We start from the raw sequence: 23,837 nt of genomic DNA on the forward strand, positions 1-23,837 counted from the left end.
GTGAATCGCCCAAAATCTGACACGGTATACCTAGGTTTTCCCGCGAGCTCGCCCGCGGCGGCGTCGATAAGAGCGGGCCGCGAAGAGGCCCCCGATTTCCCGCGGGAGTGGTTCGAATTTACCAACCCGAACGACCCGCACCACGTCTTTTCCATCGACCTGACATGGGTGGAATCGCACTACAGCTGCCAATTTGGGACGTCGGCATGCCGGGGCATCGATAAGAGCCAGCCCGAGGTGGGCTGCTGCGTGCATGGCGCCTATATGGCCGATGAGGAAGACCGCGATCAGCTTTACGACGCCGTCTCGCACATGCCCGCCAAGTATTGGCAGCTGCGCCCAGCGGGGGTAGATGAGTTCCTCGCGCAGGACGCTACGGGCGAGTTGGAGCCATGGCTGGAGTGGGACGAACTCGACGGCGAGGACGGCGAACCGGAACCGGCCCTAAAGACGCCAATTGTGGATGGCGCGTGCATTTTTGCCAACCGCGCCGGCTGGGCAACGGGTACGGGCTGCGCGCTACACCAGTGGGCTGTCGATACCGGCGAGGAGCTCACGGTGGTAAAACCCGAGGTGTGCTGGCAGCTGCCGCTGCGCCGGTACGAAGACTATGAAGAGCGCCCGGATGGGCAGGAGATTTTGCGCACGCAGATCGGCGAGTATGACCGCCGCGGTTGGGGCAATGGCGGCGAGGACTTTGATTGGTATTGTTCGGCCGATGCTGCCTGCCATGCCAACCCGCTGCCGATGTGGCAGTCGCACGAGGACGAGCTGGTAGCGCTCATGGGCCGAGAGTCTTATGAGATTCTGGCCGCGCACTGCAAGGCCCGCGCCGCGGCGGCCGAGCACGGCGTCCAGCTCACGCAGCATCCGGCCAGCGTGAAGGCCGGGAGCCTACAGGCAGAAAACCAACGGGCGGAGAGCTAGAGCTCGAACTTATAGCCCAGACCGCGCACCGTAACCAAGTGTTTCGGACGGGAGGGCTGTTCCTCAATCTTGGAGCGCAGACGCTTGACGTGAACGTCGAGCGTCTTGGTGTCGCCAACATAATCGGCGCCCCAGATGCGGTCAATGAGCTGGCCACGGGTGAGTACGCGGCCGGCGTTGCGCAGCAGGTACTCCAAGAGGTCGAATTCCTTAAGAGGCATGGATACCGGCTCGTCCGCGACGGTAACGGTGTGGCGTTCCACGTCCATCTTGACGCGGCCGCCCTCGAGGATCTGCTCGGCTACTTCTTCCTCCGCCTCGGTATCGGCACCGGCGCCGGAATCGTGGCCGCGGCGCAGGACCGCGCGGATGCGGGCGATGAGCTCGCGGGAGGAATAGGGCTTGGTCACGTAGTCATCGGCGCCCAGCTCGAGGCCGACGACCTTGTCGATCTCGGAATCGCGCGCGGTCACCATGATGACCGGCACGGACGAGGTGGTGCGCAGCTGCTTGCATACCTCGGTGCCGGACATGCCGGGCAGCATGAGGTCTAGAAGAACGATATCGATGTCGTTAGCGGCAAACTTTTCCAACGCGGTGGGGCCATCGTGCGCGATGATCGGCTCGAAGCCCTCCTTGCGGAGGAGAAATGCCAGCGGATCTGCCAGCGACTCTTCATCTTCAACGATGAGGATGGTGGTCATTGTGCTTTATCCTTTCGACGTGCTGCAACGCGTGCTACCGCACGCGGGAGCCCAGGCGCCGCCGCAGTGACGGCATCCTTTTTCTCATTATCCTTCATGCCAGCATCCGGCGCTGGCTTTTCTTCCCTGTAGATAGGCAACTCAATGGTGAATGTAGAACCCGTACCGGGCCGGGACCACAGTTTGATGTTGCCGCCATGGTTGGCCACCACGTGTTTAACAATTGCTAATCCTAGGCCAGTGCCTCCGGTCTGCCGCGACCGGGCTTGGTCTACGCGGAAGAAGCGCTCGAAGACGCGCTTTTGATCATCCGGTGCGATACCGATGCCGCGGTCCGTGACACGGATGAGCACGACCCCGCCATCCACCACTTTTTGGGAGACCGATACCGGCATTTTCTCCGGCGAATAGTTAATCGCGTTGGAGACGAGGTTAGACAGTGCGGTAACCAGCAGGGACCTATCTCCTTTGACCTGCACGCCGACGGAGGCACCCCGGTTGAGCTCGATGGAGCGAGCCTCCGCAGCCAGTTGGTTGCGCGAGAGCGCTTCCTCGATGAGGTCATCGACGGCCAACGGTTCCATCTCTGGCAGCGCCTCAGCGCCTTGCAGTTTGGACAAGGAAATCAGCTCGCTGACCATATCGGCCATGCGGTTGGCTTCCTTGTAGACCTTGTTGCCGAAGTACTCCACGGTTTCCGGGTCACCGGGGTCTTGGAGCAGGGCCTCGGCCAGCAGGGCAATGCCGCCGACGGGGGTCTTGAGCTCGTGGGAGACGTTTGCCACGAAGTCGCGGCGGGCGGATTCCATGCGGACGTTTTCGCTCTCATCGGTGCCGTAGATGATGACAAAGCGGCCGTCGTTAAGCGTCAGCGGCTTAATGACCGCCTTGAACTGGGTGACGCGGTGGCCCGTGCGGCGCTTGGGAATGGCCAGGTCGACGGTGCGGGTCTCCTTGTCCTCGAAGACCTCCTGCGCGGTCTGCCACACGTCTGGGTTCACGGCGCGGTCATGAACCAGGGACATCTCGTGGGCGGCGGGATTGGACATGACGATTTCTTGGTTGCGGTCCAACACCGCCAGGGCCGTCGGTGAGCCCTGCACGGCCAAGTGCAGCACCTGGCTGACCGTCGTGACCTGGTTGGCCTCGGCATCGGTGGCTTGGCGGTAGCGCGCAATGCGCCCGCGCAACCAGGAAATCACCGGCAGCGCCAATCCGCAGGCCACCACGCCGGCGGCAAAGGAAAGAATCAATTCCACGTGTCTACCCTATCCACCACAAAGTCCCCAGGGAATACTCCCCGGGGACTTTAGCGCAGTTTCTTACTTACCGCCCTGCGCAGCAACGGCGGCGGCGCCGGCAGCGGCGGCTTCCGGATCCAGGTAAGTGCCACCTGGGTTTACCACGGAGCCGTCCTCGGTGATCTCATAGACCAGCGGGATGCCGGTCGGAATATTCAGGCCGGCAATATCGTCATCAGAGATATTGTCCAGGTGCTTGACCAGTGCGCGCAGGGAGTTGCCGTGAGCGGCGATAAGTACGGTCTCGCCCTTCTTAGCGCGTGGGAGGATTTCTTCCTCGAAGTACGGCCCGAAGCGGGCGACGACGTCCTTCAGGCACTCGGTCTGCGGGACCTTGTCCAGGTCCGCGTAGCGCGGGTCATTGGTCTGGGAGTACTCGGAGTCATCGGCCAGCTCCGGCGGGCGCGTGTCATAGGAGCGGCGCCATGCCATGAACTTTTCCTCGCCGTACTCTTCCTTGGTCTCGGCCTTGTTCAGGCCCTGCAGGGCGCCATAGTGGCGCTCGTTGAGGCGCCAATCGCGCACTACTGGGATCCAGTGACGGTCGGCGGCGTTGAGTGCGATATTTGCGGTGCGGATGGCACGGCGCAGAAGAGAGGTATAGAGGACATCGGGCAGAATGCCTTCCTGCGCGAGCAGCTCACCGCCGCGCTTGGCTTCCGCCTCGCCCTTTTCGGTCAGATCTACGTCAACCCAGCCAGTGAACTGGTTGGACTCGTTCCACTTAGATTGGCCGTGGCGAAGAAGAATCAGTTTTCCGTTAGTCATGCCTCCAGCATGCCACGAAATTATTACCGGCGTCAGGGTTTAATCCCCAATCGCCCGCCGTTGATGGCAATCCGGGACCTCGATGCGGCTGGCCTCGTCATAGATTTCTGCGAGCGCGGCGGCGGAGCTGGCCCAGCTAAAGCGCGCGGCGTGGGCGACGGCGGCTTCGCCCATGGCGATGCGCATGGGGTCGTCGTCAAGCAGGCGGGCTAGAGCATCGGCCCAGTCGGATGGGTCATGCGAGTGCACCAGCAGGCCGGTCTCCCCTTCGGCCACGGCGATGGGCAGCCCGCCAACGGCCGCGGCTACCACCGGCGTGCCAGAGGCTTGGGCCTCCAGCGACACCAGGCCGAAGGACTCGTTATAGCTAGGCACCGCCACGATATCGGCCGCGCGGTAGACCCCCACCAGCTCCTCTGGCGGGCGGGCGCCCAAAAAGCGCACGCGCTTATCGACGCCCAACTCACGCGCCAACTCCCTATAGGCCTCCGGCGCCGTATTGGCCCCCGATGGTCCGCCACAGATGACCACGCGCAGGTTGCGGGCCGGTTCGCGGCGGAAGAGCTCGGCCGTGGCGCGGATGAGGACCTCTGGGCCCTTGAATTTTTGCAGGCGCCCCACAAAGGCCACCACCTTGGTGTGCAGTGGAATGCCCAGCTCGCGGCGGGAGCGCTCGGTATTGCGGTCCGTGCCAGGGGTAAAAAGCTCGACGTCGGCGCCGGGCGAGACCACGCGAATGATGTCGCACTCGGCGTCGTAGTGCTCGGCCAAGTCGCGGGCCTCTTGCTCGGTATTGACCACGAGCAGGTCCGCGTTATCCACCAATTGCTGCTCGCAGATGCGGCGGGCCTCGGACTCTAGGGTGTCGTCCGCGGTCCGGGAAGCGTTCTTCACCGCGGCGAGGGTATGGGCCGTGTGGATGAGCGGGATGCCCCAGAGATCCCGCAGTAGCCAGCCCACCTGGCCGGAGAGCCAGTAGTGCGAGTGAATAAGGTCATATTTCTTGCCCTGCCACTTGGCAAATTGCACCATGCCGCCCGCGAAGGCGGCCAGCTGGGTAGGCAGATCCTCTTTATCTAGGCCCTCGTACGGCCCGGCGACGATATTGATGACGCGCAGGTGGGGCTCAACCTCAATGATTTCGCCCTGGCTAGGCCGCGTCGCGCGAGTGTAGACGTCCACCTCGATTCCCCGGCGAGCCAGTTGACGCGCACTATTGAGGACATAGACGTTCATGCCGCCGGCGTCCCCCGAGCCGGGCTGTTCAATCGGCGAGGTATGCATAGAGATCATGGCGATGCGCATGGCGCTCAATTCTACCGACGCTATACTGGCCCCTGCCAGAAACCTACGCCACCGAAAGGTAAAGTTTTGTCCGCATACGAATCACAGGCTTGGCTCCAGTATTACCCGGAATGGACACCGCACCACCTCGAGTACGGCGACACCACGTTGCTGGATATCTACGACAATAACCTTGAGGTCAACGCCGATAAATCGGCCACCTACTTCTTCGGCCGCACCCAAACGTATGCGGAGCTGGACCGACAGGTGCGCGCTGCGGCCGCTGGCTTGAAAGCCTTCGGTGTGCGCCCCGGTGACCGCGTCGCCATCGTGGCGCCGAACTCGCCGCAGTACATCGCGGCGTTCTACGCCATCTTGAAGCTGGGCGCCCAGGTGGTGCTGCACAACCCGCTCTACACCGCCCACGAGCTGGAGGGTCTCTTCCAGGATCACGGCGCGCGCATCGCCATCGCCTGGGATAAGGCAGCGCCGACCTTGGAGAAGCTGCGCGCGACCACCAACCTGGAAACGGTCGTGTCCATCAACATGATCAACGCCATGCCTACCTTGCAGCGCGCCGCCCTGCGCCTGCCCATCCCACCACTGAAGTCCAAGCGGGAGCAGCTATCGTCCCCGGCGCCCAATACCGTGCCGTGGGAGACCCTGGTGGGCAATGCCATCGGCGGCGACGGCAGCGATATCACCACGCCAGAGGACGTGGATAAGGACACCATCGCGCTCATCATGTACACCTCCGGCACCACCGGAAAACCCAAGGGCGCCATGCTCTCGCACGGCAACCTGTTTTCTAACCTGATGCAGGGCAAGGCGTGGGTTCCTGGCCTGGGCGATAAGCCCGAGCGCATGCTCGCCGCCCTCCCCTTCTTCCATGCTTATGGCCTGACCATGAACGTCACCCTTGCGCAGTTCATCGGCGGCGAGCTGGTCCTCCTGCCGAAGCCGGATATGTCGCTCATTATGCAGCTGATGAAGAAACACACCCCGACCTGGGTACCGGGCGTGCCGACGCTCTACGAGCGAATCGTCAAAGCCGCCGACGAGCAGCAGATCCCTATCAAGGGCGTGCGCGCAGCCTTCTCCGGCGCTTCTACCTTGCCTTCGGACACGGTCAAGAAGTGGGAGAACTATACCGGTGGCCTCTTGGTGGAAGGCTACGGCCTCACCGAGTGCTCGCCGATTATCGTGGGCAACCCCATGAGCACCGACCGCCGCCCCGGCTACGTGGGTATTCCGTTCCCGGATACCCAGGTGCGCATTGCCAACCCGGATAACCTCGATGAAACCCAGCCCGATGGCACCGAAGGCGAAGTTTTGGCGCGGGGACCACAGATTTTCAAGGGTTACCTCAACAATGAAGAGGCCACCGAGGCCGCATTCCACGGCGAGTGGTTCCGCACCGGAGACATGGGCGTCATGGAAGAAGACGGCTTCATTCGCCTGGTTAGCCGCATCAAAGAGATCATCATCACCGGCGGCTTCAACGTATATCCGGGCGAGGTGGAAGAAATCCTGCGCGAGCACCCAAGCATTGATGACGTCGCCGTGGTCGGCCGCCCGCGCGAGGACGGCTCCGAGGACGTCGTAGCCTGCCTCGACTTGGCCGATGGTGCCGCTCTCGACCCAGAGGGCCTCAAGGAATACTGCCGCGAACGCCTTACCCGCTACAAGGTCCCGCGCACCTTCTACCACTTTGAAGAGCTGGCTAAGGATCAGATGGGCAAGATCCGCCGCCGCGAGGTCCAGGCAGACCTTATCCGCCGCCTCCAGGCCGAAAAGAACTAGCATGTTCCGCCTCATCGATAGCCCCCTCGGACCCCTGCGCCTGCAGGCGAGCCCGCGGGGGCTTTCCCGTGTGGAATTCACCGCAACCGGCGCCCTGCAGGAAGCGGCGGACAGCGCGGTTAAAGGGGACTCCGAAAAGCACAGCGCAGCTGTGCTCGATGCGGCACAGACACAGCTGGCGGAGTATTTCGCTGGCCGGCACCGCGCCTTCGAGTTGCCCCTAGACCCGCCCAGAACGACGGACTTTCGCGCCGCAGTCCACGCGCAGTTGATGAAGATTGCTTATGGGGAGACGGTCACTTATCGCGACGTCGCCAAGCTGCTAGGCCGGCCCGGCGCGACGCGGGCCGTGGGCAGTGCGTGCGGCGCCAATCCCCTGCTCATCGTACGGCCATGCCACCGTGTGCTGCGCAGCGACGGCGGGCTCGGCGGCTATGCGGGCGGTCTAAAAGCCAAACGTTTTTTGCTGACACTAGAAGAAAACTAGAGGGATTCCTCATATTTGGGATATGCTATCCCCTCAGAAATAGTTTTTGTAGCCAAACGAAAGGTTTTTCGCGTGTCCGCTTCCACCTCCCGAGCCTGGCTCGAGCACTACAGCGATTGGACCCCACACACGCTGGACTACGGCGATAAAACCATCGTCGACTACTACCGCAATAACCTGCGGGTCAACGCCAATAAATCCGCCACCTACTTCTTTGGAAAGACGCAGACCTACGCGGAGCTCGATACCCAGGTGCGTGCCGCCGCGGCCGGGCTCAAGGCTTTTGGTATTCGCCCCGGTGACAAGGTCGCCATCGTGCTGCCTAACTGCCCCCAGCACGTCGCAGCCTTCTACGCGGTGCAATTGCTTGGCGCCACCGTGGTCGAACACAACCCGCTCTATACCGCCCCGGAGCTGGAAGGCCTGCTCAATGACCACGGCGCGCGCGTGGCCATCTCCTGGGATAAAACCGCCTCCACGCTGGAAAAGCTGCGCTCGACCACCCCGCTGGAGACCATCGTCTCCGTCAACATGGTCGATGCCATGCCACCGCTCAAGCGCCTCGCACTGCACCTGCCCCTCCCACCGCTGGCCGCCAAGCGCGAACAGCTCACCAGCCCCGCGCCCAATACCGTGGAGTGGTCCACCCTCATCGGCGCGGCGATTGGCGGCGATGGCTCGGACCTCGACGTCCCTGAGATCTCCCAGGACGATATCGCGCTCATCCTCTATACCTCCGGTACCACCGGAAAGCCCAAGGGTGCCCTGCTCTCACACGGTAACCTCATTGCCAATGCCATTCAGGGCAAGGCCTGGGTGCCGCAGATGGGCAAGCAACAAGAGCGTTTCCTCGCGGCACTGCCCATCTTCCACGCCTACGGCATGACCACGCTGTGCATCTTCAGCATCTACCTTGGTGCCGAGCTCATCCTGGTCCCCTCCCCGCAGATGCCGCTGATTATGGACATCGTAAAGAAGCGCACGCCTACCTGGCTGCCCGGCGTGCCCACGCTGTATCAGAAGATCATGGACGCGGCAGAAGAAAAGGACGTCGACTTAAGCGGCATCCGCAATGCCTTCTCGGGTGCCGCCACGCTGCCCGTAGAGATTGTGGAGCGCTGGGAAGCCTTGACCGGCGGCCGGCTGGTGGAGGGCTTCGGCATGACGGAGACTTCCCCGGTTCTTACAGCCAATCCCATGAACGGCAAGCACCGCCCCGGCTATGTGGGTGTGCCCTTCCCGGATACGGAGGTGCGCATTGCCAACCCTGAGAATCTGGATGAAACCCAACCCGATGGCCAACCGGGCGAGATGCTCGCGCGCGGCCCGCAGATTTTCCAGGGTTATTTTGGCAATGCCGCCGCTACCGAAAAGACCTTCCACAATGGCTGGTTCCGCACCGGCGATATGGCACTCATGGAACCGGATGGCTATATCAAGCTGGTCAGCCGCATCAAGGAAATCATCATCACCGGCGGCTTCAACGTCTACCCCGCCGAGGTGGAAGAGGCGATTGCCCAGCATCCCGACGTCGTGGATGTCGCCGCCGTGGGCCGCCCGCGCCAGGATGGCTCCGAGGATGTCGTCGGCTGCGTCACCCTGCGCGATGGCGCCGTGCTCGATCCAGAAGGCCTGAAGGAATTCTGCCGCGAGCGCTTAACCCGCTACAAAGTGCCGCGCACCTTCTACCACTTCGAAGATCTGGCGCGCGACCACCTGGGCAAAATCCGCCGCCACCAGGTGCGCAAGGACCTACTCGAGCTGCTGGAGGCAAAGGCATAGACTTATCGGCTATGGCAGAAATTCACTATGGCGCTACCTTGACGGATTTCCTTATGGCGGCCGTCGCCAAGTTTCCACAGCGCCCGGCCACCTATTTCGCCGGCCACACGCTAACCTATAGCGAGCTCGATGCCCAAGTAGCGGCCGCGGCCGGGGCCCTGCACGAGATGGGCGTGCGCCCAGGTGACCGCGTGGCGCTCCTGCTGCCCAATTGCCCGCAGCATGTGGTGGCATTCTTCGCCATTCTGCGCCTGGGTGCGGTGGTGGTGGAGCACAATCCGCGCTATACCGCGCACGAGCTCACCCCGCTGCTCGCCCACCATGGCGCCCGCGTGGCGATTGCCTGGGAGGACATTGCCCCCACCGTCTCCGCGCAGGTAGAGACCACCATTTCCGTTTCCCTGAGCGCACCGCTTCCGCTAAACGGCACCCCGGTGGAGCCGTACCCGGCCACGCTTGCCGACGCCGCCCTTATCCTCTACACCTCCGGCACCACCGCCCGCCCCAAGGGCGTGGTCTTAACCCACGGCAACCTCGCGGCCAACTGCCTGCAGTTGGAAACCCAGGCCCCGCTGCGCGCTGGCCACGAGCGCTTTCTGGCCGCGCTGCCCATGTTCCATTCCTATGGCTTGACGATGAGCGTGCTCCTCGCGGTGCGCTGCGCGGCCGAGATCATCCTGCTGCCTGCCCCACACACCGACGCGGTGACCAAGGCGCTTACCGCCCGCCGCCCCACCTGGATGCCGGGCGTGCCCACCATCTACGAGCGCGCCATGGCGGCCACGCCCTCGGCCGCAGCCACCACCGCTTCTGAGGCGCCTACGGATCTCGGCGGGGTACGCTACTCCATCTCGGGCGCGGCTTCCCTCCCCTCGCGCATCATCGAGCCGTGGGAGGCGCGCACCGGCGGCATGCTGGTGGAAGGCTATGGGCTTACGGAGACCTCTCCCGTGCTGACCATCAATCCCCTCGATGACACCCGGCGCGCCGGCACCATCGGCCTGCCGCTGCCGGATACGCAGCTGCGCATCGGCGATCCTCACGACCTCAGCCGCACCCAGCCGGATGGCGAGGCCGGCGAGATCCTCGCCCGCGGCCCGCAAGTCTTTAGCGGCTACCTTGCCGACGCCCCCGCCACCGCCGCCGCCTTCCATGACGGCTGGTTCCGCACCGGGGACATGGGCGTGCGCGAGCCTGACGGCCATATCCGCTTGGTGGGCCGTATCAAGGAAATCATCATCACCGGTGGTTTCAATGTCTATCCCGGCGAGGTCGAGGAGGCTTTAACCTCCCATCCCGACATCGCCCAGGCCGCGGTCGTGGGCCTTCCTCGCTCCGATGGTTCTGAGGATGTAGCCGCCTGCGTGGTGCTTGCCCCCGGCGCGCAGCTCGACGAGTCCGCCTTGCGCGACCATTGCCGCGGGTTGGTGGCGCGCTATAAGGTCCCGCAGCGCTTCTTTGCCATGGATGAGCTCGCCGGCGATCAGCTGGGCAAGCTGCGCCGCCGCGATGTCCAGCGCGATCTCCTCGCCCTGCTCAGCCAGGGCTAGCCTTCTTCCCGCTCTCCCCGGCGCACCGCCTGTTGGTAGATGCGCTCAGAACGCTCCTCAAGGTCGTGCTGGGCGCGGGCTTGGGACTTAGCGGCGGCGTCGGAACGCGGCGGGGCCTGGATATGCCGCGCGGCGTGCAGGCCCAATTGCAGTTCCTTGGCGCGCAGGATCTCCGCATCGAGCTTGATACCCAGGATGAGCATCGTATTAGATAGCCACACGGCCATGAATACGGCCATGATGAGGCTGAAGGCGCCGTAGACGCTGGCGCCGGCAAAGCGCTGGGTATACAGCGCAAATGCTCCCCACACCACAACATTGGTGCTCAGCGCTACGACGGAGCCTAGGGTTATCCACCGAAAGCGCGCCGGCCGCACGTTCGGGGAAAAGTGATACAAGATAGCGATCAAGCTCAGCACGATCACCACGGTGAGCGGGAAGCGCAGCCAATTCCACACCGGCATGAAGATTCCGCCTAGAAAGTCCGCGGTGCCTTGCATCTCCAGCTTGCCCGCGAGGGGATCGATAACGCCGCTCACGATGGTATCGCGCAGCAGGTTAGCAAAGAGCACGATGACCGCACCGATGACGAGAACAATGGTAAGCCCCCACATCAGCGCCCAGGTGCGGATGATTCCGCGGCCTTCCACTCGCCCATAGACGGTATTGGCCGTGCGCGAGAAGGCGCGCACATAGGCCGAGGCCGCAAAGAGCGAAATCAGCACGGAAACCACCAGCGCGAAGGTGCCCTGGGCTGTGGAGCCAATGATGGAGCCCACGAGGTGCTCGGCCTGCTCCGTCATGGAACTGGGCACGTAGTCCGCAATGAATTGCGAGGTTAATTCGTGTACCTCGGCACGCCGCGAGGAGAAAATGAGCGTGGCGATGGAATAGGCGGCCAGCACCGTGGGGGCAAAGGCCATAAGCGTGAAGTACGTCATCGTGGCCGCACGATCCATCAAGGCATCATGAAAGAAATCGGCCCACACGCGGCGCACCACCAGCCCCCAGCTTTCCTTACGCAAGCGGTTGCCGCGGGCCAGGGGATCTACTTCCTCGGTATGGCCCGCAATCTTGACCACGGTGGGCGCGGTGCTGGGCACGATCTTATCCGCCCCCTCGTACTCGGATTCGCTCACCGGAGTGGCCGCGGCGCTCGACGGAGTGCCGGCAGGCTGGCGGCCGGCGGGCTGCTCGCCGGCGGGCCGCTCACCGTCAGGCTGTACGGCAGAAGGCAAGTCCCCAGGGGTGCGTGCGGCGCCGGGGGCCTCGGCGGCGTCGTCGAGAGTGCTCATATTATCCCAGCGTATGCGGTAAAGAATCTATTTCAGGAAGTGACACTCAGCTGTGATTACACTGGAGAAGCATGACTGAACAGGATGAAAAGAAGCTCAACGTTAAGTCCTTCGAACTCGACCACCGCCTCGTCAGCGCGCCGTATATTCGCGTAGCCGACCGCACGGATTTGGGCGGCGGCGTCGAAATCATTAAGTACGATCTGCGTTTCTGCCAGCCCAACCAGGATCATCTGGATACCAAGGCGCTGCACTCGGTGGAGCACATGATGGCAAACTTCATGCGCAATTACACCGATAAGCTCATCGGTTTCGCCCCGATGGGCTGCCGCACCGGCTTCTACGCCATCACCAACGGCATGGAGCAAGATGAGCTGCTGCGCGCGGTGGAAGGCGCGCTCAACGATATTCTTAACGCTACCGAGGTACCGGCCGCCAACGAAGAGCAGTGCGGTTGGGGTGCGCACCACAGCTTGGAGGGCGCGCAGGAGGCGGCCCGCGCATTCCTGGGCGCTAAGGATGAGTGGCTCCAGGTCATGGCCGCCTAAGCAAGTCGCCGGCGCGCTAGGCGTCGAACTGAAAAGCAGCCACGATAGACCCGAAAACCGTGCGGTTAAGGGCGCAATCGTGGCTGCTTTGCAGGTTTTTGCCCCAGAGACTCGGAGCGACAGCGCGGTCGTGCGCTAGGCGTCGAGGGAAAGGCCGATCCACACGGGCTCGGGCACGAGTTCCACGCCGAAGGTCTCGTGGACGCCGTCACGGATGGTGCGGGCGAGGTCCACGATATCGGCGGCCGTGGCCTCGCCGCGGTTGGTCAGCGCCAGCGTGTGCTTCGTCGAGAGCGTGGCCCTGCCGGAGCCCGGGTAGCCCTTGGCAAACCCGGCGCGGTCAATGAGCCAGGCGGCGGAGAGCTTTTCCCGGCCGGCCTCGGCAGAGGGGTGGCGGGGCATGGAGTCTGCGGTGGCGTCGCCAAGCGAGGTACGGACCTTGGCCTGGACGGCGTCGGCAAGAGCGGAGTCCACCACCGGGTTGGTGAAGAAGGAGCCGGCGGACCAGGTGTCATGGTCGGTGGGGTCGAGCACCATGCCCTTGCCGCGGCGGAGCTTGAGGACCTCCTCGCGGACCTCGGCCACGGGGCGGCGCTCACCCGGATTCTGGGTGAGCTGGCCAAAGCGCAGCGGGCGGGAAAGACCCTCGGTATCGAGCTGCAGCTCCACCTCCAGCACCACGGCGCGGCCGGTGAATTTCAGGTTGGAATAGCGATAGGCCAGCTCTAGATCGGAGGCGGGGACCCACTCATCGGTATCGGTGCGGCGGTTATAAAGGCGCACGCGGCTAAGGACCTCGGAGATCTCCGCACCATAGGCACCCACATTCTGCACGGGGACCGCGCCCACGGTGCCAGGGATGCCGGAGAGGCACTCGATGCCGCCTAGGCCGAGCTGCACGGAGCGAGCCACCACGTCATCCCAGACGGCGCCCGCCTGTGCACGCACCACGCCGGTTTCGGTGTCCATAGAGACCTCGTCGAAGTCGAGGATCACCGCGACGAGATCCACTGCGCCATCGGCCACCAAGAGGTTGGAGCCGCCGCCAACGACGATGAAATTCACTTCGGCGTGATCAAGGGCACGCACCACGGCAACGGCGGCCTCTGGCTGCGAGCAGCGCAGTGCGGCCTGCGGTTTTCCGCCTACACGCAGCGTAGTCAGGTCCGCGAAGGTGGCGGTGGGGTCCAGTTCTACCCCGTCGATCGCTGTGAGCTGTTGCGTCAAAGATTTATCAAGCACGCCTACCAAGGTAGTCTGTTAGGCATGTCAACCCGTAGTGAAAACACCGTAACCATCAATCAGCCCATCGAAAAGGTTCACAAGGCGCTGCTCACCAAGGAATACTGGGAGTACATCGTGGCCAACCTCTCCCCTGAGGCGGGCCAGGTGCACGACTTCAGCGATAACGTAGCCACCCTCTTCGAGGTTCTGCCGACCACCCTACTGCCAGAGGCAGTGCGCGCCATGGTCTCCCAGGACCTGAAGGTCAAGCGCGTGGTTACCGTGGGCGAGCTCAACGGCGAGGCTGCTGACGTCAACTACACCGCGGATGTCAAGGGCACCCCGGTTGATTTCAAGGGCGATATCTCCCTGGCTGGCGAGGGCGAGATGACCAAGCTGTCCTACGTCAACGAGATTTCCGTCAACATTCCGATGATGGGCGCCGCCATCGAGCCGAAGGTGGGCGAGTCCCTGGGCGAGCTCTTCGATAACGAGGGCAAGCTGACCGAACAGTGGATCTCTGAGAACGCCTAAGTTCTCAAAACCCAATATCTATGGCCGACCACGCACATAATCTGCGCGCTAGCGCAGCTGCGGGTCGGCCTTTTGGCGTTATTACCCGCGGCACCACCAACCACAACCGGCTGCGGCGCTGCGATAGGTGGATGCTCGCGCACCCGGAGATTTCCGCGCTGCTGCGGCATGTGGATACGCCGCTGGCGCTCGACGTGGGCTACGGGGCCTCGCATGCGACCACCGTGGAGTGGGCAGGGTGGCTGCGCCGGGCGAATCCGCGGGTAGACGTGTGCGGATTGGAGATCCACCCGGACCGGGTGCTGCCGCCACGCGATGGCGTGCGCTTCGAGCTGGGCGGTTTTGAGCTGGCAGGCTACCGGCCGCAGCTGGTGCGCGCGTTTAATGTGCTGCGCCAGTATGACGTGGACCAGGTGGAAGAGGCCTGGCAGACGGTGTGTTCTCGGCTGGCACCCGGCGGCTTCTTTGTGGAGGGCACCTGCGATGAGCTGGGCCGGCGCGCGGCCTGGTTGCTGCTCGATGCCCACGGTCCGCGGACGCTCACCCTGGCGTGGGATCCGTTCGATGTGGCGCGCCCTTCCGATATTGCCGAGCGCCTGCCCAAAATCCTCATCCACCGCAACGTGCCCGGCGAGCCCATCCACGAGCTGCTTCAGGCCGCCGACGAGGCCTGGGATCGCGCTGCCGGCTGGGCGCCTTACGGCCCGCGCGTGCGCTGGCGTAGGGCACGCGCCATGCTTGCCGACGCCCCCTTTAACATCCACCCCGTCCGCCGGCGCCTGCGCGATAATGTGCTCACCGTGGACTGGGAATCGGTGACGCCGCAAGCTTAAAAATGTCCTGCTAACTTCGCCGCAGACTTTGCCCCGCGCCGTCTCATGCGCCACACTGGTACGCATGGCTTCGAAGAAATCGGCGGGTTCGCTCGCCTGGAAAATCATCATTGGCATCCTCGTAGCACTCCTCGTGCTCATCCTGCTGGCCGAGTTCGGCCTGCGCTGGTTCATCGGCCACCAGATGACCTCGCAGTTCAACGAGGCCGCTGAGCAAGAGGGCATTCAGGTCAAAGAGGACCCCTCCGTCAGCTTCGGCGGCAGCCCGCTCCTGTTGGGGCTGTTTAAGGGCTCCATTTCCCAGATGGATATGACCACGCCGTCCACCCTGCAAATCGACGGCACCGAGATCAAAGGCCAACCTGCCTCCGAGATCCACGTGGAAGACATGAGCACCGACCAGGACAATCCGGTGGCCGGCAAGCTGCGCGCTTCTACCACCGTGCCGGATGACTACCTGCTGGCCTCCTTCCAGAAGGGCATTTCCGAGCAAGCCGGCAGCGACAAGGTGGGCAATATGGTGGTCACGGAGATTACCGCCAATGAACAGGACCATGTGCTGGACGTGAAGTTCGCCGGCGGCCTGGCCAACCTGTCGCTGGAGCCCACTGCCCACGATGGAAAGCTCGATATCCGCGCCACCGAGGCCTCTATCTTCGGCCTCGAGCTGCCGGACCAGGCCACCGAAGCCATCTCCTCCGCGCTACAAAACGGCAAGTCGGCAAAGTTCGTGGCCTCGGACATCAACGTCTATACCGTAGAGGTGCTCGATGGCGAACTCAAGCTCACCATTACCGGCACCGATGTTCCGATGAACGACATGGATAAACTGGCCGGTGGCGAGGGCGCCACCGGCAATGGTGGGGCCAACAATGGCGCGCCGCAGCAAGACGCGCAGACGGAAGCCGCCTAAACCAAAGCAGCGGGAAACTCGAGGACCGGAAGCGTGGCAGCGGCCAACGCCGGTCCTTTTTTCATGCCTTCTTCACCGGCACCGGATTCCGCGCGGTCCGCGCCTGCGGCCGCGGAGCTGCGCACAATGAGGCGCTGGTAGCCGGCTTGGTGGGCGGCGTTGAGGGCGGCGTCGGCAAGCGGGGCGTCTGGGACGATGAGGCCTAAGCGGGCCGGATCCGGGCAGGCCTCGCGGATGGCGATGAGTTCAGAGAGCACGGCATTGGCATCCGTCACGGTCTCATCAAGGCTGACCCACACCTCGCTGGCGCCCGACTGGATGGCCAAGCGCGCCTCAGAGGCCTTGATGAGCGTGTGGTGGCGGCCGGTGGGATAGCCGGCGACGGAGATGATATCGGCCGCGCCGGCCCCCGCGGCAATGGAAACATGGTGCGGGGAGACCACGACGGTGTTATCGGCGGCGCGGTCCTTGACCGTCGCGGCCGGGGCAGCAAGCAGGTTAAGCATTAGTAGCTGTAATCGCCGTTGATGATGGCCTTGAGCTGCGGGCGCACATCAAACCAGTACACGCCGGTAATGACCGTGCCGATCCAGGACAGGAATGGCATGCCGGTGGCCATCGCTACCGCCGAGCCCGCCAGCAGGCCAACCCACACCCACTTGCCCTGACGGTCGCCGGCGCGGAAGGCATCCTCGCGCGTAATAGCAGCGAGCACCGCACCGACGATGGCGGTCAGGGTGAGGATTCGGAAGATGTAGCTGTCTAGATTCCAGGCAAGTTCATAAAGGAAATACATGCAGATTAATTCTGTGGGTCGTCGGTGTCGATTACTTCGCCATCGATAATATTATCGCCCTGCGAAGGAGCCGAATTCTGGCCGGGGCGCGGGCCGTTCTTCTTTTCCGCGCGGCGGGCCTGGGCGGAATTATAGGCGTCCATAACGCCCTCGCGGGTCTCGTTATAGGCGGTAGTGAACTTGCCCTTGGCATCAGCGAAAGACGCGGACTCGCGGGTGCCGTCCGCGGCCTTCTTCAAGGAAGCCCCAAATTCCTTCGCGGTGGCGGTGGCCTTGTCCACCAAGCCATCCTTGCCGGTGGCGCCGTAGGGGCTGTGTGCCTGCGCACCTTGAGCGTGCTGGGTGCGCTCTTCTTGCAGGCGTCCGCCGAAGTCCTTGGCTACCTCAAAAGCAGCGCTGCCGGCATCCTTCAGGGAATCGAAAATCTTCTTATTATCGCTCATTGCTCATTTCTCCTTTTGTCTATGCACCAAAGATAAGGTGGTTGATCGCGAATATCACCAATCCTGCCAGGGAACCGACGATAGTGCCGTTCAAACGAATAAACTGCAGGTCCTTGCCCACCATGAGCTCGATATTCTGGGAGGCTTCCTCCGCATCCCAGCGCTTGATGGTCTCCGGGATAATCGCGATAATTTCCGGGGCGAATTTCTCCACCGCGTAGCGCGCGGCCTTGTCCACGAGCGCATTGGCCTGGGCCAGGAATTCGGAGTCCTCGAGCAGGCGGTGCGCCAGCTCCTTTACCTTGGCCGTAATCTTCTGGCGCAGGAAAGACTCTGGGTCATTGAGCTGGTCAATGAGCGTGGTGGATACCGTGCGCCACATGGCCGCCGGTGCCTGCTGGGCTTGGTCGGAGGCGAGCATCTCTTGCTTGATGCCCTCAATGCGCCCGCGCATGTCCTCGTCCCATTGCAGGTCCGCGGCCAGCTTGGACAGGTTGCGGCGAATGGCCAGGCGAGCCTCGTGGTTACCATTGCGGCGCACCTCATCGGCGAATTCCACGAGCTCGGTATAGACCTTCTCCCCCACCATCTCGCGGGCAAAGCGCGGCGCCCACCCCGGCATACGCTCGTCGATGGCGGTGACCACGGTGGGCTCCATACTCAGAATCTTGCCATGCGCCCACTCAATGAGGTCGTCTTCCAGCGGACGAGCCTTGCCGTCAGCAATATAGCCCTCCAGCAACCTGCCCAGCGGCGGACCCCACTCCGGCTCGGCCAGGCGGTCCATGACTTGGGTGCGGATGAATTGCTCTGCTTCTTCGGGGTCGAGGTCCTCCACCACGCTGGCGGCACGCTCGCCAATCCACGCGGAGACCTCCTCCGCTTTGCCGGGCTCCACGCCCTGGCGTGCCAGCCACAGCGGCAGCTCCGCCTCCCGCACCTTGGCGCTAAGCGCATCCGCGGTCAGGAAATTCTCCTCTACGAAGTCACTTAAGGCATCGCCCACGCGGTCCTTATTATTCGGAATCAGCGCCGTGTGCGGGATGGGAAGACCCATCGGCCGGCGAAATAGCGCGGTCACCGCAAACCAGTCCGCCAGGCCACCCACCATGCCGGCTTCGGCCGCTGCACGCACGTAGCCCACCCATACCGGAGCCCCGCTTTCCGACGCCTGCCACCACGAACACCCCAAAAAGATCACCGCCGCACCAATCAGGAACGACAGCGCAATCGCCTTCCACCGGCGCAGGTCCGCACGCCGAGCCTCCTGATTGCCAGCCTGCGGCACGGGAGCAGCACCCGACGATGCCGGCTCCAGTGCCGATGCGGCTGCGGATTCGAGGCCTTCGTCCGCGCGGTGCGTCATGAGTTCTCCTTGGGTTGGGAAGGTGCATTCGGATTTCGGCTATTAAGCCTAGTGCGTATTTAAAAGCACTCGACCTCTGCCTTCAGTAGTTAAGTTTATGAACGAAGAATGTGAGCATCATCCTGAAGTCAGGTTCCTTGGAAGGCGTCCTAGAGTACCTAGGGGTTCAGGAAACCACATTTTCGCTAGAACTCGGTTCATTAATTATGGACGCCTGTCAATGCCCTCTTCGAGTTCAAAATTGATCCTCACGGAAACAGCCCGCACGTCCGGTGTCGACGATGCCACGGACGAGTTCTTCCCGTTCATTGACGCCATTGACCTTGCCAAGCAATTATTGGGCCTGGCCTAACGGCTCGTTAGGCTGCCGCCCAAATCAATAGATTTGGTTGCCACCAAACGCCCTTCATTACAGGTACGTCGTGAAAGAATTAACAACTAAGACTTACCTACCCACCTTAGAAAGCCATGACTACACCAGAATCCCTGATCACTCGCCTGGCGTCTCCAGACGCCACGGGGCGCACTGAAGCCGACATTCAGTCCGACATTAAGACCCTACTGATTACCGCCGACTTCGACCTGGACACCCCACGGTTGGAAGAGCAGATAGGTGATGGTTCTCGCCGACGAATCGACATCGCCACCGGCGCCACTGTTATCGAAGTAAAAAAGCGGCTCACCAATGAGAGTGCCGACGCGGACTACATCAACCAACTCGCTGGCTACGTCACTACCCGCATGAGTCAAGATGGTTCCCGTTACAACGGAATCCTCACCGACGGGAAAACCTGGTGGCTGTTCGAGCAGTCCCCTGCCGATGGTTCCTTCGCTCGGCGCAGCACCTTCGAGCTTGCCCCTGGAGCCACCGGGGTCGGTCTTATTGAATGGCTCCAAGCCGTGCTGGCTACTCGGAGCAATATCACCCCCACCCACGCCAACATTGAAAGCCTGCTCGGAGCCTCCTCTCCCGCCTACGGCCAGGACGTGGCCTACCTGTTGGACTTGTATGCCCAAGTTCGCACCAACCCTACTGTGGGATTGAAACGCGACCTGTGGGCACGTTTGCTGCGCAGTGCGCTGGGTACCGGCTTCGATACGGACAACGACAAACTGTTCATTGATCACACCCTGCTGGTGGTTGAAGCCTCTGTGATCGGTCACGCCGTGATGGAGCTTCCCCTCGACGATTTGCTCCAACACCCCGAGCGCCTGCTTAGTGGTGACGAGTTCCGACAGGCCGGGATCTATAATGTTATCGAGTCCGGCTTCTTCGACTGGATTCTTCTTGCCGAGGGAGGTAAGCAGTACCTCTCCCGCATCGTGAAACGCATTCAAATGTTCGACTGGTCAGGCATTGACCACGATGCGCTGAAAATCCTCTACGAGTCGGTAATCAACGCCGATGTGCGTAAAGGCATGGGCGAGTACTACACCCCCGACTGGTTGGCCGAAGGGGTCACCGCCAAGGTGCTGGATAAACCGTTGGAACAATCCGCCCTCGATCCGGCCTGCGGATCAGGCACGTTCCTCTTCCAAGCAATCCGGCGGATTATCACTGCCGCCGAAGCCGCCGGGTGGGACTCTCCCACAATCGTCGAGCACGTCCAAAGCCACGTTTTTGGCCTCGACATCCACCCCGTGTCCGTACTTTTAGCCCGTGTAACCTACTTACTTGCGCTCGGCGAGCACCTCCACGACCGCGGGGACGTGTGGGTACCGGTACACCTGGGGGATTCGATGCAGTGGTACCAACCCGGCGACCACGAGGAAAACGTCGTCACCATCAACACCGAAGGCGTTGACCTTGCCGATGTTCAAAACGCCACCTTGTTCTCCATCGCCCGCACCCTGACCTTCCCCCTAGATTCAATGGGCGACACGGACACCTTCGACCAGCTGGTCACCGCCATGACCGATCGGGCGAAAGAACACACCGACCCCACAGCACCGCGACCCGAGATTAATTCGGTCCTCAAGAAGTTCGGAATCACCCCGAGCAGCAAGGACTACAGCCTACTGGCGGAAACTTTCACCACCCTCTGTGAGCTTAATGCCGAAGGCCGCGACAGTATCTGGGGCTTCTACATCCGCAACCAAGTCCGCCCCCTGTGGCTATCCATGCCCAGCAGGCGAGTCGATGTACTCATCGGCAATCCACCGTGGGTGGCCTACCGGTACATGACCCCTGACCTTCAAGATAAATACCGAGCCTTCGCCGACCGCTACAACCTATGGCACGGCGGTGAAGTCGCCACCCAACAAGACCTGGTGGGACTGTTTGTCACCCGCAGTGTCGCCAAGTACCTCAACGACGGTGGAACCTTCGGCTTCGTCACTCCACTGGCTGTCTTGTCGCGGAAAGCCTACGAAGGCTTCCGGGCCGGTCGATGGGGGACGTATCTACGCGGTGAGTTCACCGAAACCTGGGACCTGGACAAGATGCGCCCACGCGGGTTCTTCCCTGTCCCATCAGCAGTGGTCTTTGGCACCCGGCATACCTTCCATGACCCCACCAAGAGCAGCGAAGAACCCGCCTGCGGGTTCCCGCCAACCAAGAAGGTGCTGTCAGGCCTGCGAGTCCGCAACGACTGGCCGGCCACCTACGAGGCGTTGACCATCACCGAGGTAAAAAACGTCGAACTGAGCACTGACCCTGGTGATCGCTCCCCCTACAACGACCTCGTCGTCAACGGAGCCACGATCTTCCCGAGAATGCTGTTTTTCGTCGAGGAGCAGACCCAAACAACCTCCCGGCTAGGCAGAACGCAGGGAACCACCACAGTGGAGTCCTACCGCACCTCGCTGGAAAAAGAACCGTGGAAGTCCCAACCATCTTGGTCAGCGACCCTGCCCAGCAGGTACGTTTTCGACGTTCATCTTGGCTCCACGACCATCCCATTTGGCCTGCTAGAACCGTGGCGAGCCGTATTGCCTATTGATCGCCAGCAGTTGATGGACGAGCAGCAGATCAACAACGCGGATAACAGTATGCGGGACTGGTGGCGTGACGTGTCCCAACGCTGGGAGACCAACAAAACCAAGCAATCCAAGCTGTCATTGCTGGAGAATCTAGATTACCAGCGCAAACTGTCAAAGCAGCTCAATGCCGTAAAGCATCGGGTGGTCTACACAGCATCGGGAAATGCTATTGCGGCAGCACGACTCGTTAATCCCCGCGCGCTGACAGAGCACGCTCTGTACTGGCTTCCCGCTAGTGGGGAGGATGAAGCGAAATACCTCACCGCAGTCCTTAACGCACCGGTGACAAGCGAGTTAACGGCGGAGTACCAATCCCGTGGACTGTTCGGCGGTAGGCATATTGACAAGAATGTGTGGCGGTTGCCAATCCCGAAATTCTCCCCAGCTGATCCACTGCACATGCAGCTGGTTGACCTCGCCTCCAGGGCCGAGGAAGTCGCAGCCGGAGTGGACGCGGGAAACTACGGCTTCCAGAAACACCGCCGACTTGTGCGCGACGCTCTCGCCAAGGCCGGGATCACCGAGCCGATGAACACAGCCGTGAAAACCCTTCTGGGCGAGGACAACTAGAAAAAAGGGGTGTGGTCGCCTGCGGAGCTGTCGCGCCCACACCCCGCGTCTTGTGGTGGTTGTAGAAGAAAAAGGGGGCGCATCTATTACCACTGCGGTATCTCGCTTACTCCGGTTTGCGCCCTGCGTTTTCTGCCCACACACGCACTCCCACAGAAGCAGCAGTCAGAACAATAACGAGAACAACCGCTAAGCCGAGCCCTATTACATCAGTCAGCCACAAAACGAAGAGCGCCAAAGAGCCAACCGCCAAGGCGAGCAAAACTCCGATTTTTATCTTCTGCACCTTGTCCATGTCCATAGCGCCATTATTCAAAACAAAACCCAACCGCGCGAGAAGTTTTTCCGTTTTCGAAGAAATCTTCTCCAATCCTAAAAGCGCCCTCAGGGATCTGCTTTTCTGCTTTATGCGCGTAGTGGAGAACGCTCGTATCCCTCTCGCGGAGTGATTCTTATTTCTCGGTAGGACTATATAAATGCAGGTAGAACTATATGTAATTAAACATATGCTAAAGCATATGTTGAGGCATACGGCAGGACATATGTTGCGCCATACGGCAGGCCTGACGACTGCGTATAGCTTGATAGGCGGCTACACAGCTTTACTCCCGCAGTATGGCAACTTCGCTTTGACGCCTTCGGTTACTTGCCTTTATGTTTGGCCTTCTTTTTAGCGGCACGGATCTGAAATTTCCGTTGTGCTTCTTCGCGCCGAGCGATCCGAGAAGCTTTCTTCTTGTTTGCGTTAGCTAATTCGAAATTTAACTTTGTTGCTTCTTGGGCTTTCGAGGACACACCTGAAGTCTTACGTTGCTCCTTATTGACTTTCCGCTGCAGGCGTTTGGGATTTCCTCGCTGTGGCGCTTCAATAGTGCCAGATATAGGTACGGAACGATGGGCCCGTTTGACTAGGGAAGAACCATTGACGAGTAACCACTCATAGAGTTCGGCATTATTAGGTTCTGGACCGAAAACTACTCGGACGGCGCGGAGCTGGTTGTTGCTGGAAGTCTCGTAGACTCCGCACCAAAATTGACCATCGTGGAAAAGGGTGAATTGAGCAGGCATAGTTGTCTCCAGGTACGCTAAAGCGGACCTGACGACGCTGGATTCCTTAGCTCTCATGAGAGCAAGAGCTAAAGCGACGGATAGCACTAGCTAGTGTTATCGCTCAGACTTCCTACTGAGACTGTGCGTTTTGCGCATCAGGATCTTACGAGAGGTAACACTAACACACCCTGACTCTTGGAAAATGCAGTACACAAGCCGTGCGCGTCCTCCCGATAAGATGAGCGCCAGCGCCAGAAAGGAGAAGCAATGTACATAATCATCGTCCTGGCTGCACTGGTGTGTGCCGCCGTCCTGGCCGTCCAGACCATCCGCCGCGAACAGCCGCAAAACCGTATGCGAGTCGCTGCGATTGGAGGCGGAACAAGCGTGGCCATGATCCTGGGAGCCTATATCCTTTTCACCCTCGCAAAGCTTCCGCTAATTCTCACCGCGCTAATTATTTCCCTCGGGCTGCTAGTCCTGTGGACTACTATTTTTGGCCTTCGCCTAAACGTAAGAACCAGCAGATGACACTACGTACCGACGGACATATGCTAAAGCATATGTCCTGCCATATAGCGGCCTGAAATATGTGCATAAGTCGTCCCTCGGCTTTACATAGTTTCTGCTTCAAGGCTGTTCGGTTTCTTGTTGGGATGTGCTTTCTTTTAACGGGT

At 61.5% G+C, this 23,837-nt stretch carries 24 protein-coding genes; 12 read left to right on the plus strand and 12 right to left on the minus strand.

Translation table 11 applies throughout. The annotated features are described in order from the left end of the window. Entirely contained in the window at positions 1-927 is a 927-nt protein-coding gene (locus MHK00_RS06585; RefSeq protein ID WP_250410906.1) for a DUF3109 family protein, read from the plus strand. On the opposite strand, the gene MHK00_RS06590 is transcribed toward MHK00_RS06585, so the two are convergent. The 4 genes from MHK00_RS06590 to mshA form a co-directional block, all read right to left on the minus strand. Further along, positions 924-1,631, minus strand: coding sequence for a response regulator transcription factor (locus tag MHK00_RS06590; protein WP_005327214.1), 708 nt, complete (start codon positions 1,629-1,631; stop codon positions 924-926). The two genes, MHK00_RS06585 and MHK00_RS06590, sit on opposite strands and share 4 nt — an antisense overlap. Further along, on the minus strand, positions 1,628-2,890 hold the full coding sequence (locus MHK00_RS06595) for a sensor histidine kinase (protein ID WP_250410907.1): 1,263 nt from the start codon (positions 2,888-2,890) through the stop codon (positions 1,628-1,630). The genes MHK00_RS06590 and MHK00_RS06595 overlap by 4 nt, the downstream gene beginning before the upstream one ends. A gap of 63 nt (positions 2,891-2,953) precedes the next feature. Further along, entirely contained in the window at positions 2,954-3,700 is a 747-nt protein-coding gene (locus MHK00_RS06600) for a phosphoglyceromutase (RefSeq protein WP_250410908.1), read from the minus strand. Positions 3,701-3,739: 39 nt separating this feature from the next. Beyond that, positions 3,740-5,005 carry a D-inositol-3-phosphate glycosyltransferase gene (mshA, locus tag MHK00_RS06605; RefSeq protein WP_250410909.1) on the minus strand — a complete coding sequence of 422 codons (1,266 nt, stop codon included), beginning with the start codon at positions 5,003-5,005 and terminating at the stop codon, positions 3,740-3,742. Positions 5,006-5,071: 66 nt separating this feature from the next. Between mshA and MHK00_RS06610 the strand changes: the two genes are divergently transcribed. From MHK00_RS06610 to MHK00_RS06625, 4 genes are all read left to right on the plus strand, one after another. After that, complete coding sequence (locus MHK00_RS06610; protein WP_250410910.1) at positions 5,072-6,787, plus strand: long-chain-fatty-acid--CoA ligase; 1,716 nt, start codon at positions 5,072-5,074, stop codon at positions 6,785-6,787. Position 6,788: 1 nt separating this feature from the next. Continuing rightward, complete coding sequence (locus MHK00_RS06615; protein WP_250410911.1) at positions 6,789-7,274, plus strand: methylated-DNA--[protein]-cysteine S-methyltransferase; 486 nt, start codon at positions 6,789-6,791, stop codon at positions 7,272-7,274. 72 nt (positions 7,275-7,346) lie between these two features. Continuing rightward, positions 7,347-9,056: a long-chain-fatty-acid--CoA ligase gene (locus tag MHK00_RS06620; RefSeq protein WP_005323038.1), complete on the plus strand. Its 1,710-nt coding sequence runs from the start codon at positions 7,347-7,349 to the stop codon at positions 9,054-9,056. 11 nt (positions 9,057-9,067) lie between these two features. Then, the gene (locus tag MHK00_RS06625; protein WP_250410912.1) at positions 9,068-10,606 is read left to right on the plus strand and encodes an AMP-binding protein; all 1,539 of its coding nucleotides are present in this window, start codon (positions 9,068-9,070) and stop codon (positions 10,604-10,606) included. On the opposite strand, the gene MHK00_RS06630 is transcribed toward MHK00_RS06625, so the two are convergent. Next, a complete protein-coding gene (locus MHK00_RS06630) occupies positions 10,603-11,901 on the minus strand; it encodes a YihY/virulence factor BrkB family protein (RefSeq protein WP_250410913.1) in 1,299 nt (432 codons plus the stop codon). The two genes, MHK00_RS06625 and MHK00_RS06630, sit on opposite strands and share 4 nt — an antisense overlap. A 71-nt stretch (positions 11,902-11,972) precedes the next feature. On the opposite strand from MHK00_RS06630, the gene MHK00_RS06635 reads away from it, so the two are divergent. Beyond that, a complete protein-coding gene (locus MHK00_RS06635) occupies positions 11,973-12,449 on the plus strand; it encodes an S-ribosylhomocysteine lyase (protein ID WP_250410914.1) in 477 nt (158 codons plus the stop codon). Positions 12,450-12,584: 135 nt separating this feature from the next. On the opposite strand, the gene MHK00_RS06640 is transcribed toward MHK00_RS06635, so the two are convergent. Beyond that, positions 12,585-13,691, minus strand: a complete 1,107-nt coding sequence (locus tag MHK00_RS06640; protein WP_250410915.1) for a UDP-N-acetylmuramate dehydrogenase — start codon at positions 13,689-13,691, stop codon at positions 12,585-12,587. Between the two features lie 24 nt (positions 13,692-13,715). Here MHK00_RS06640 and MHK00_RS06645 point away from each other — a divergent pair, with 24 nt between their 5' ends. The 3 genes from MHK00_RS06645 to MHK00_RS06655 all read left to right on the plus strand — a co-directional run bounded on the left by MHK00_RS06645 (position 13,716) and on the right by MHK00_RS06655 (position 15,953). After that, entirely contained in the window at positions 13,716-14,207 is a 492-nt protein-coding gene (locus MHK00_RS06645; protein WP_179387320.1) for a DUF2505 domain-containing protein, read from the plus strand. Positions 14,208-14,227: 20 nt separating this feature from the next. Then, positions 14,228-15,040: a class I SAM-dependent methyltransferase gene (locus MHK00_RS06650; RefSeq protein ID WP_250410916.1), complete on the plus strand. Its 813-nt coding sequence runs from the start codon at positions 14,228-14,230 to the stop codon at positions 15,038-15,040. Between the two features lie 64 nt (positions 15,041-15,104). Next, complete coding sequence (locus tag MHK00_RS06655; protein WP_250410917.1) at positions 15,105-15,953, plus strand: LmeA family phospholipid-binding protein; 849 nt, start codon at positions 15,105-15,107, stop codon at positions 15,951-15,953. On the opposite strand, the gene MHK00_RS06660 is transcribed toward MHK00_RS06655, so the two are convergent. From MHK00_RS06660 to MHK00_RS06675, 4 genes are read right to left on the minus strand one after another with little or no spacing between them, the layout of a single operon-like run. Then, positions 15,950-16,459 carry a beta/alpha barrel domain-containing protein gene (locus MHK00_RS06660; protein ID WP_005323060.1) on the minus strand — a complete coding sequence of 170 codons (510 nt, stop codon included), beginning with the start codon at positions 16,457-16,459 and terminating at the stop codon, positions 15,950-15,952. The genes MHK00_RS06655 and MHK00_RS06660 overlap by 4 nt on opposite strands. Further along, positions 16,459-16,749, minus strand: coding sequence for a DUF2516 family protein (locus tag MHK00_RS06665; protein ID WP_005323061.1), 291 nt, complete (start codon positions 16,747-16,749; stop codon positions 16,459-16,461). The genes MHK00_RS06660 and MHK00_RS06665 overlap by 1 nt, the downstream gene beginning before the upstream one ends. A gap of 5 nt (positions 16,750-16,754) precedes the next feature. Then, positions 16,755-17,192, minus strand: a complete 438-nt coding sequence (locus MHK00_RS06670) for a CGLAU_01105 family protein (protein WP_250410918.1) — start codon at positions 17,190-17,192, stop codon at positions 16,755-16,757. A 19-nt stretch (positions 17,193-17,211) separates the two neighbouring features. Next, positions 17,212-18,558 (minus strand): DUF445 domain-containing protein, encoded by a 1,347-nt coding sequence (locus MHK00_RS06675; protein WP_250410919.1) that lies wholly within the window; start codon positions 18,556-18,558, stop codon positions 17,212-17,214. Positions 18,559-18,778: 220 nt separating this feature from the next. Here MHK00_RS06675 and MHK00_RS11915 point away from each other — a divergent pair, with 220 nt between their 5' ends. Together MHK00_RS11915 and MHK00_RS06680 are read left to right on the plus strand one after the other, a co-directional pair. Continuing rightward, the gene (locus tag MHK00_RS11915) at positions 18,779-18,910 is read left to right on the plus strand and encodes a hypothetical protein (RefSeq protein ID WP_255712345.1); all 132 of its coding nucleotides are present in this window, start codon (positions 18,779-18,781) and stop codon (positions 18,908-18,910) included. A gap of 116 nt (positions 18,911-19,026) precedes the next feature. After that, positions 19,027-22,110 carry an N-6 DNA methylase gene (locus MHK00_RS06680; RefSeq protein WP_250410920.1) on the plus strand — a complete coding sequence of 1,028 codons (3,084 nt, stop codon included), beginning with the start codon at positions 19,027-19,029 and terminating at the stop codon, positions 22,108-22,110. Positions 22,111-22,216: 106 nt separating this feature from the next. Here MHK00_RS06680 and MHK00_RS06685 read toward each other — a convergent pair whose 3' ends face one another. Together MHK00_RS06685 and MHK00_RS06690 are read right to left on the minus strand one after the other, a co-directional pair. Then, complete coding sequence (locus MHK00_RS06685; protein ID WP_250410921.1) at positions 22,217-22,480, minus strand: hypothetical protein; 264 nt, start codon at positions 22,478-22,480, stop codon at positions 22,217-22,219. 272 nt (positions 22,481-22,752) lie between these two features. Then, the gene (locus MHK00_RS06690; RefSeq protein WP_250410922.1) at positions 22,753-23,178 is read right to left on the minus strand and encodes a YjdF family protein; all 426 of its coding nucleotides are present in this window, start codon (positions 23,176-23,178) and stop codon (positions 22,753-22,755) included. A gap of 249 nt (positions 23,179-23,427) precedes the next feature. Here MHK00_RS06690 and MHK00_RS06695 point away from each other — a divergent pair, with 249 nt between their 5' ends. Further along, on the plus strand, positions 23,428-23,691 hold the full coding sequence (locus tag MHK00_RS06695) for a hypothetical protein (protein WP_250410923.1): 264 nt from the start codon (positions 23,428-23,430) through the stop codon (positions 23,689-23,691). Positions 23,692-23,837: the final 146 nt, after the last annotated feature.

This window comes from Corynebacterium tuberculostearicum, assembly GCF_022347385.1.
GTDB classification, from domain to species: Bacteria; Actinomycetota; Actinomycetes; order Mycobacteriales; family Mycobacteriaceae; genus Corynebacterium; species Corynebacterium tuberculostearicum_M.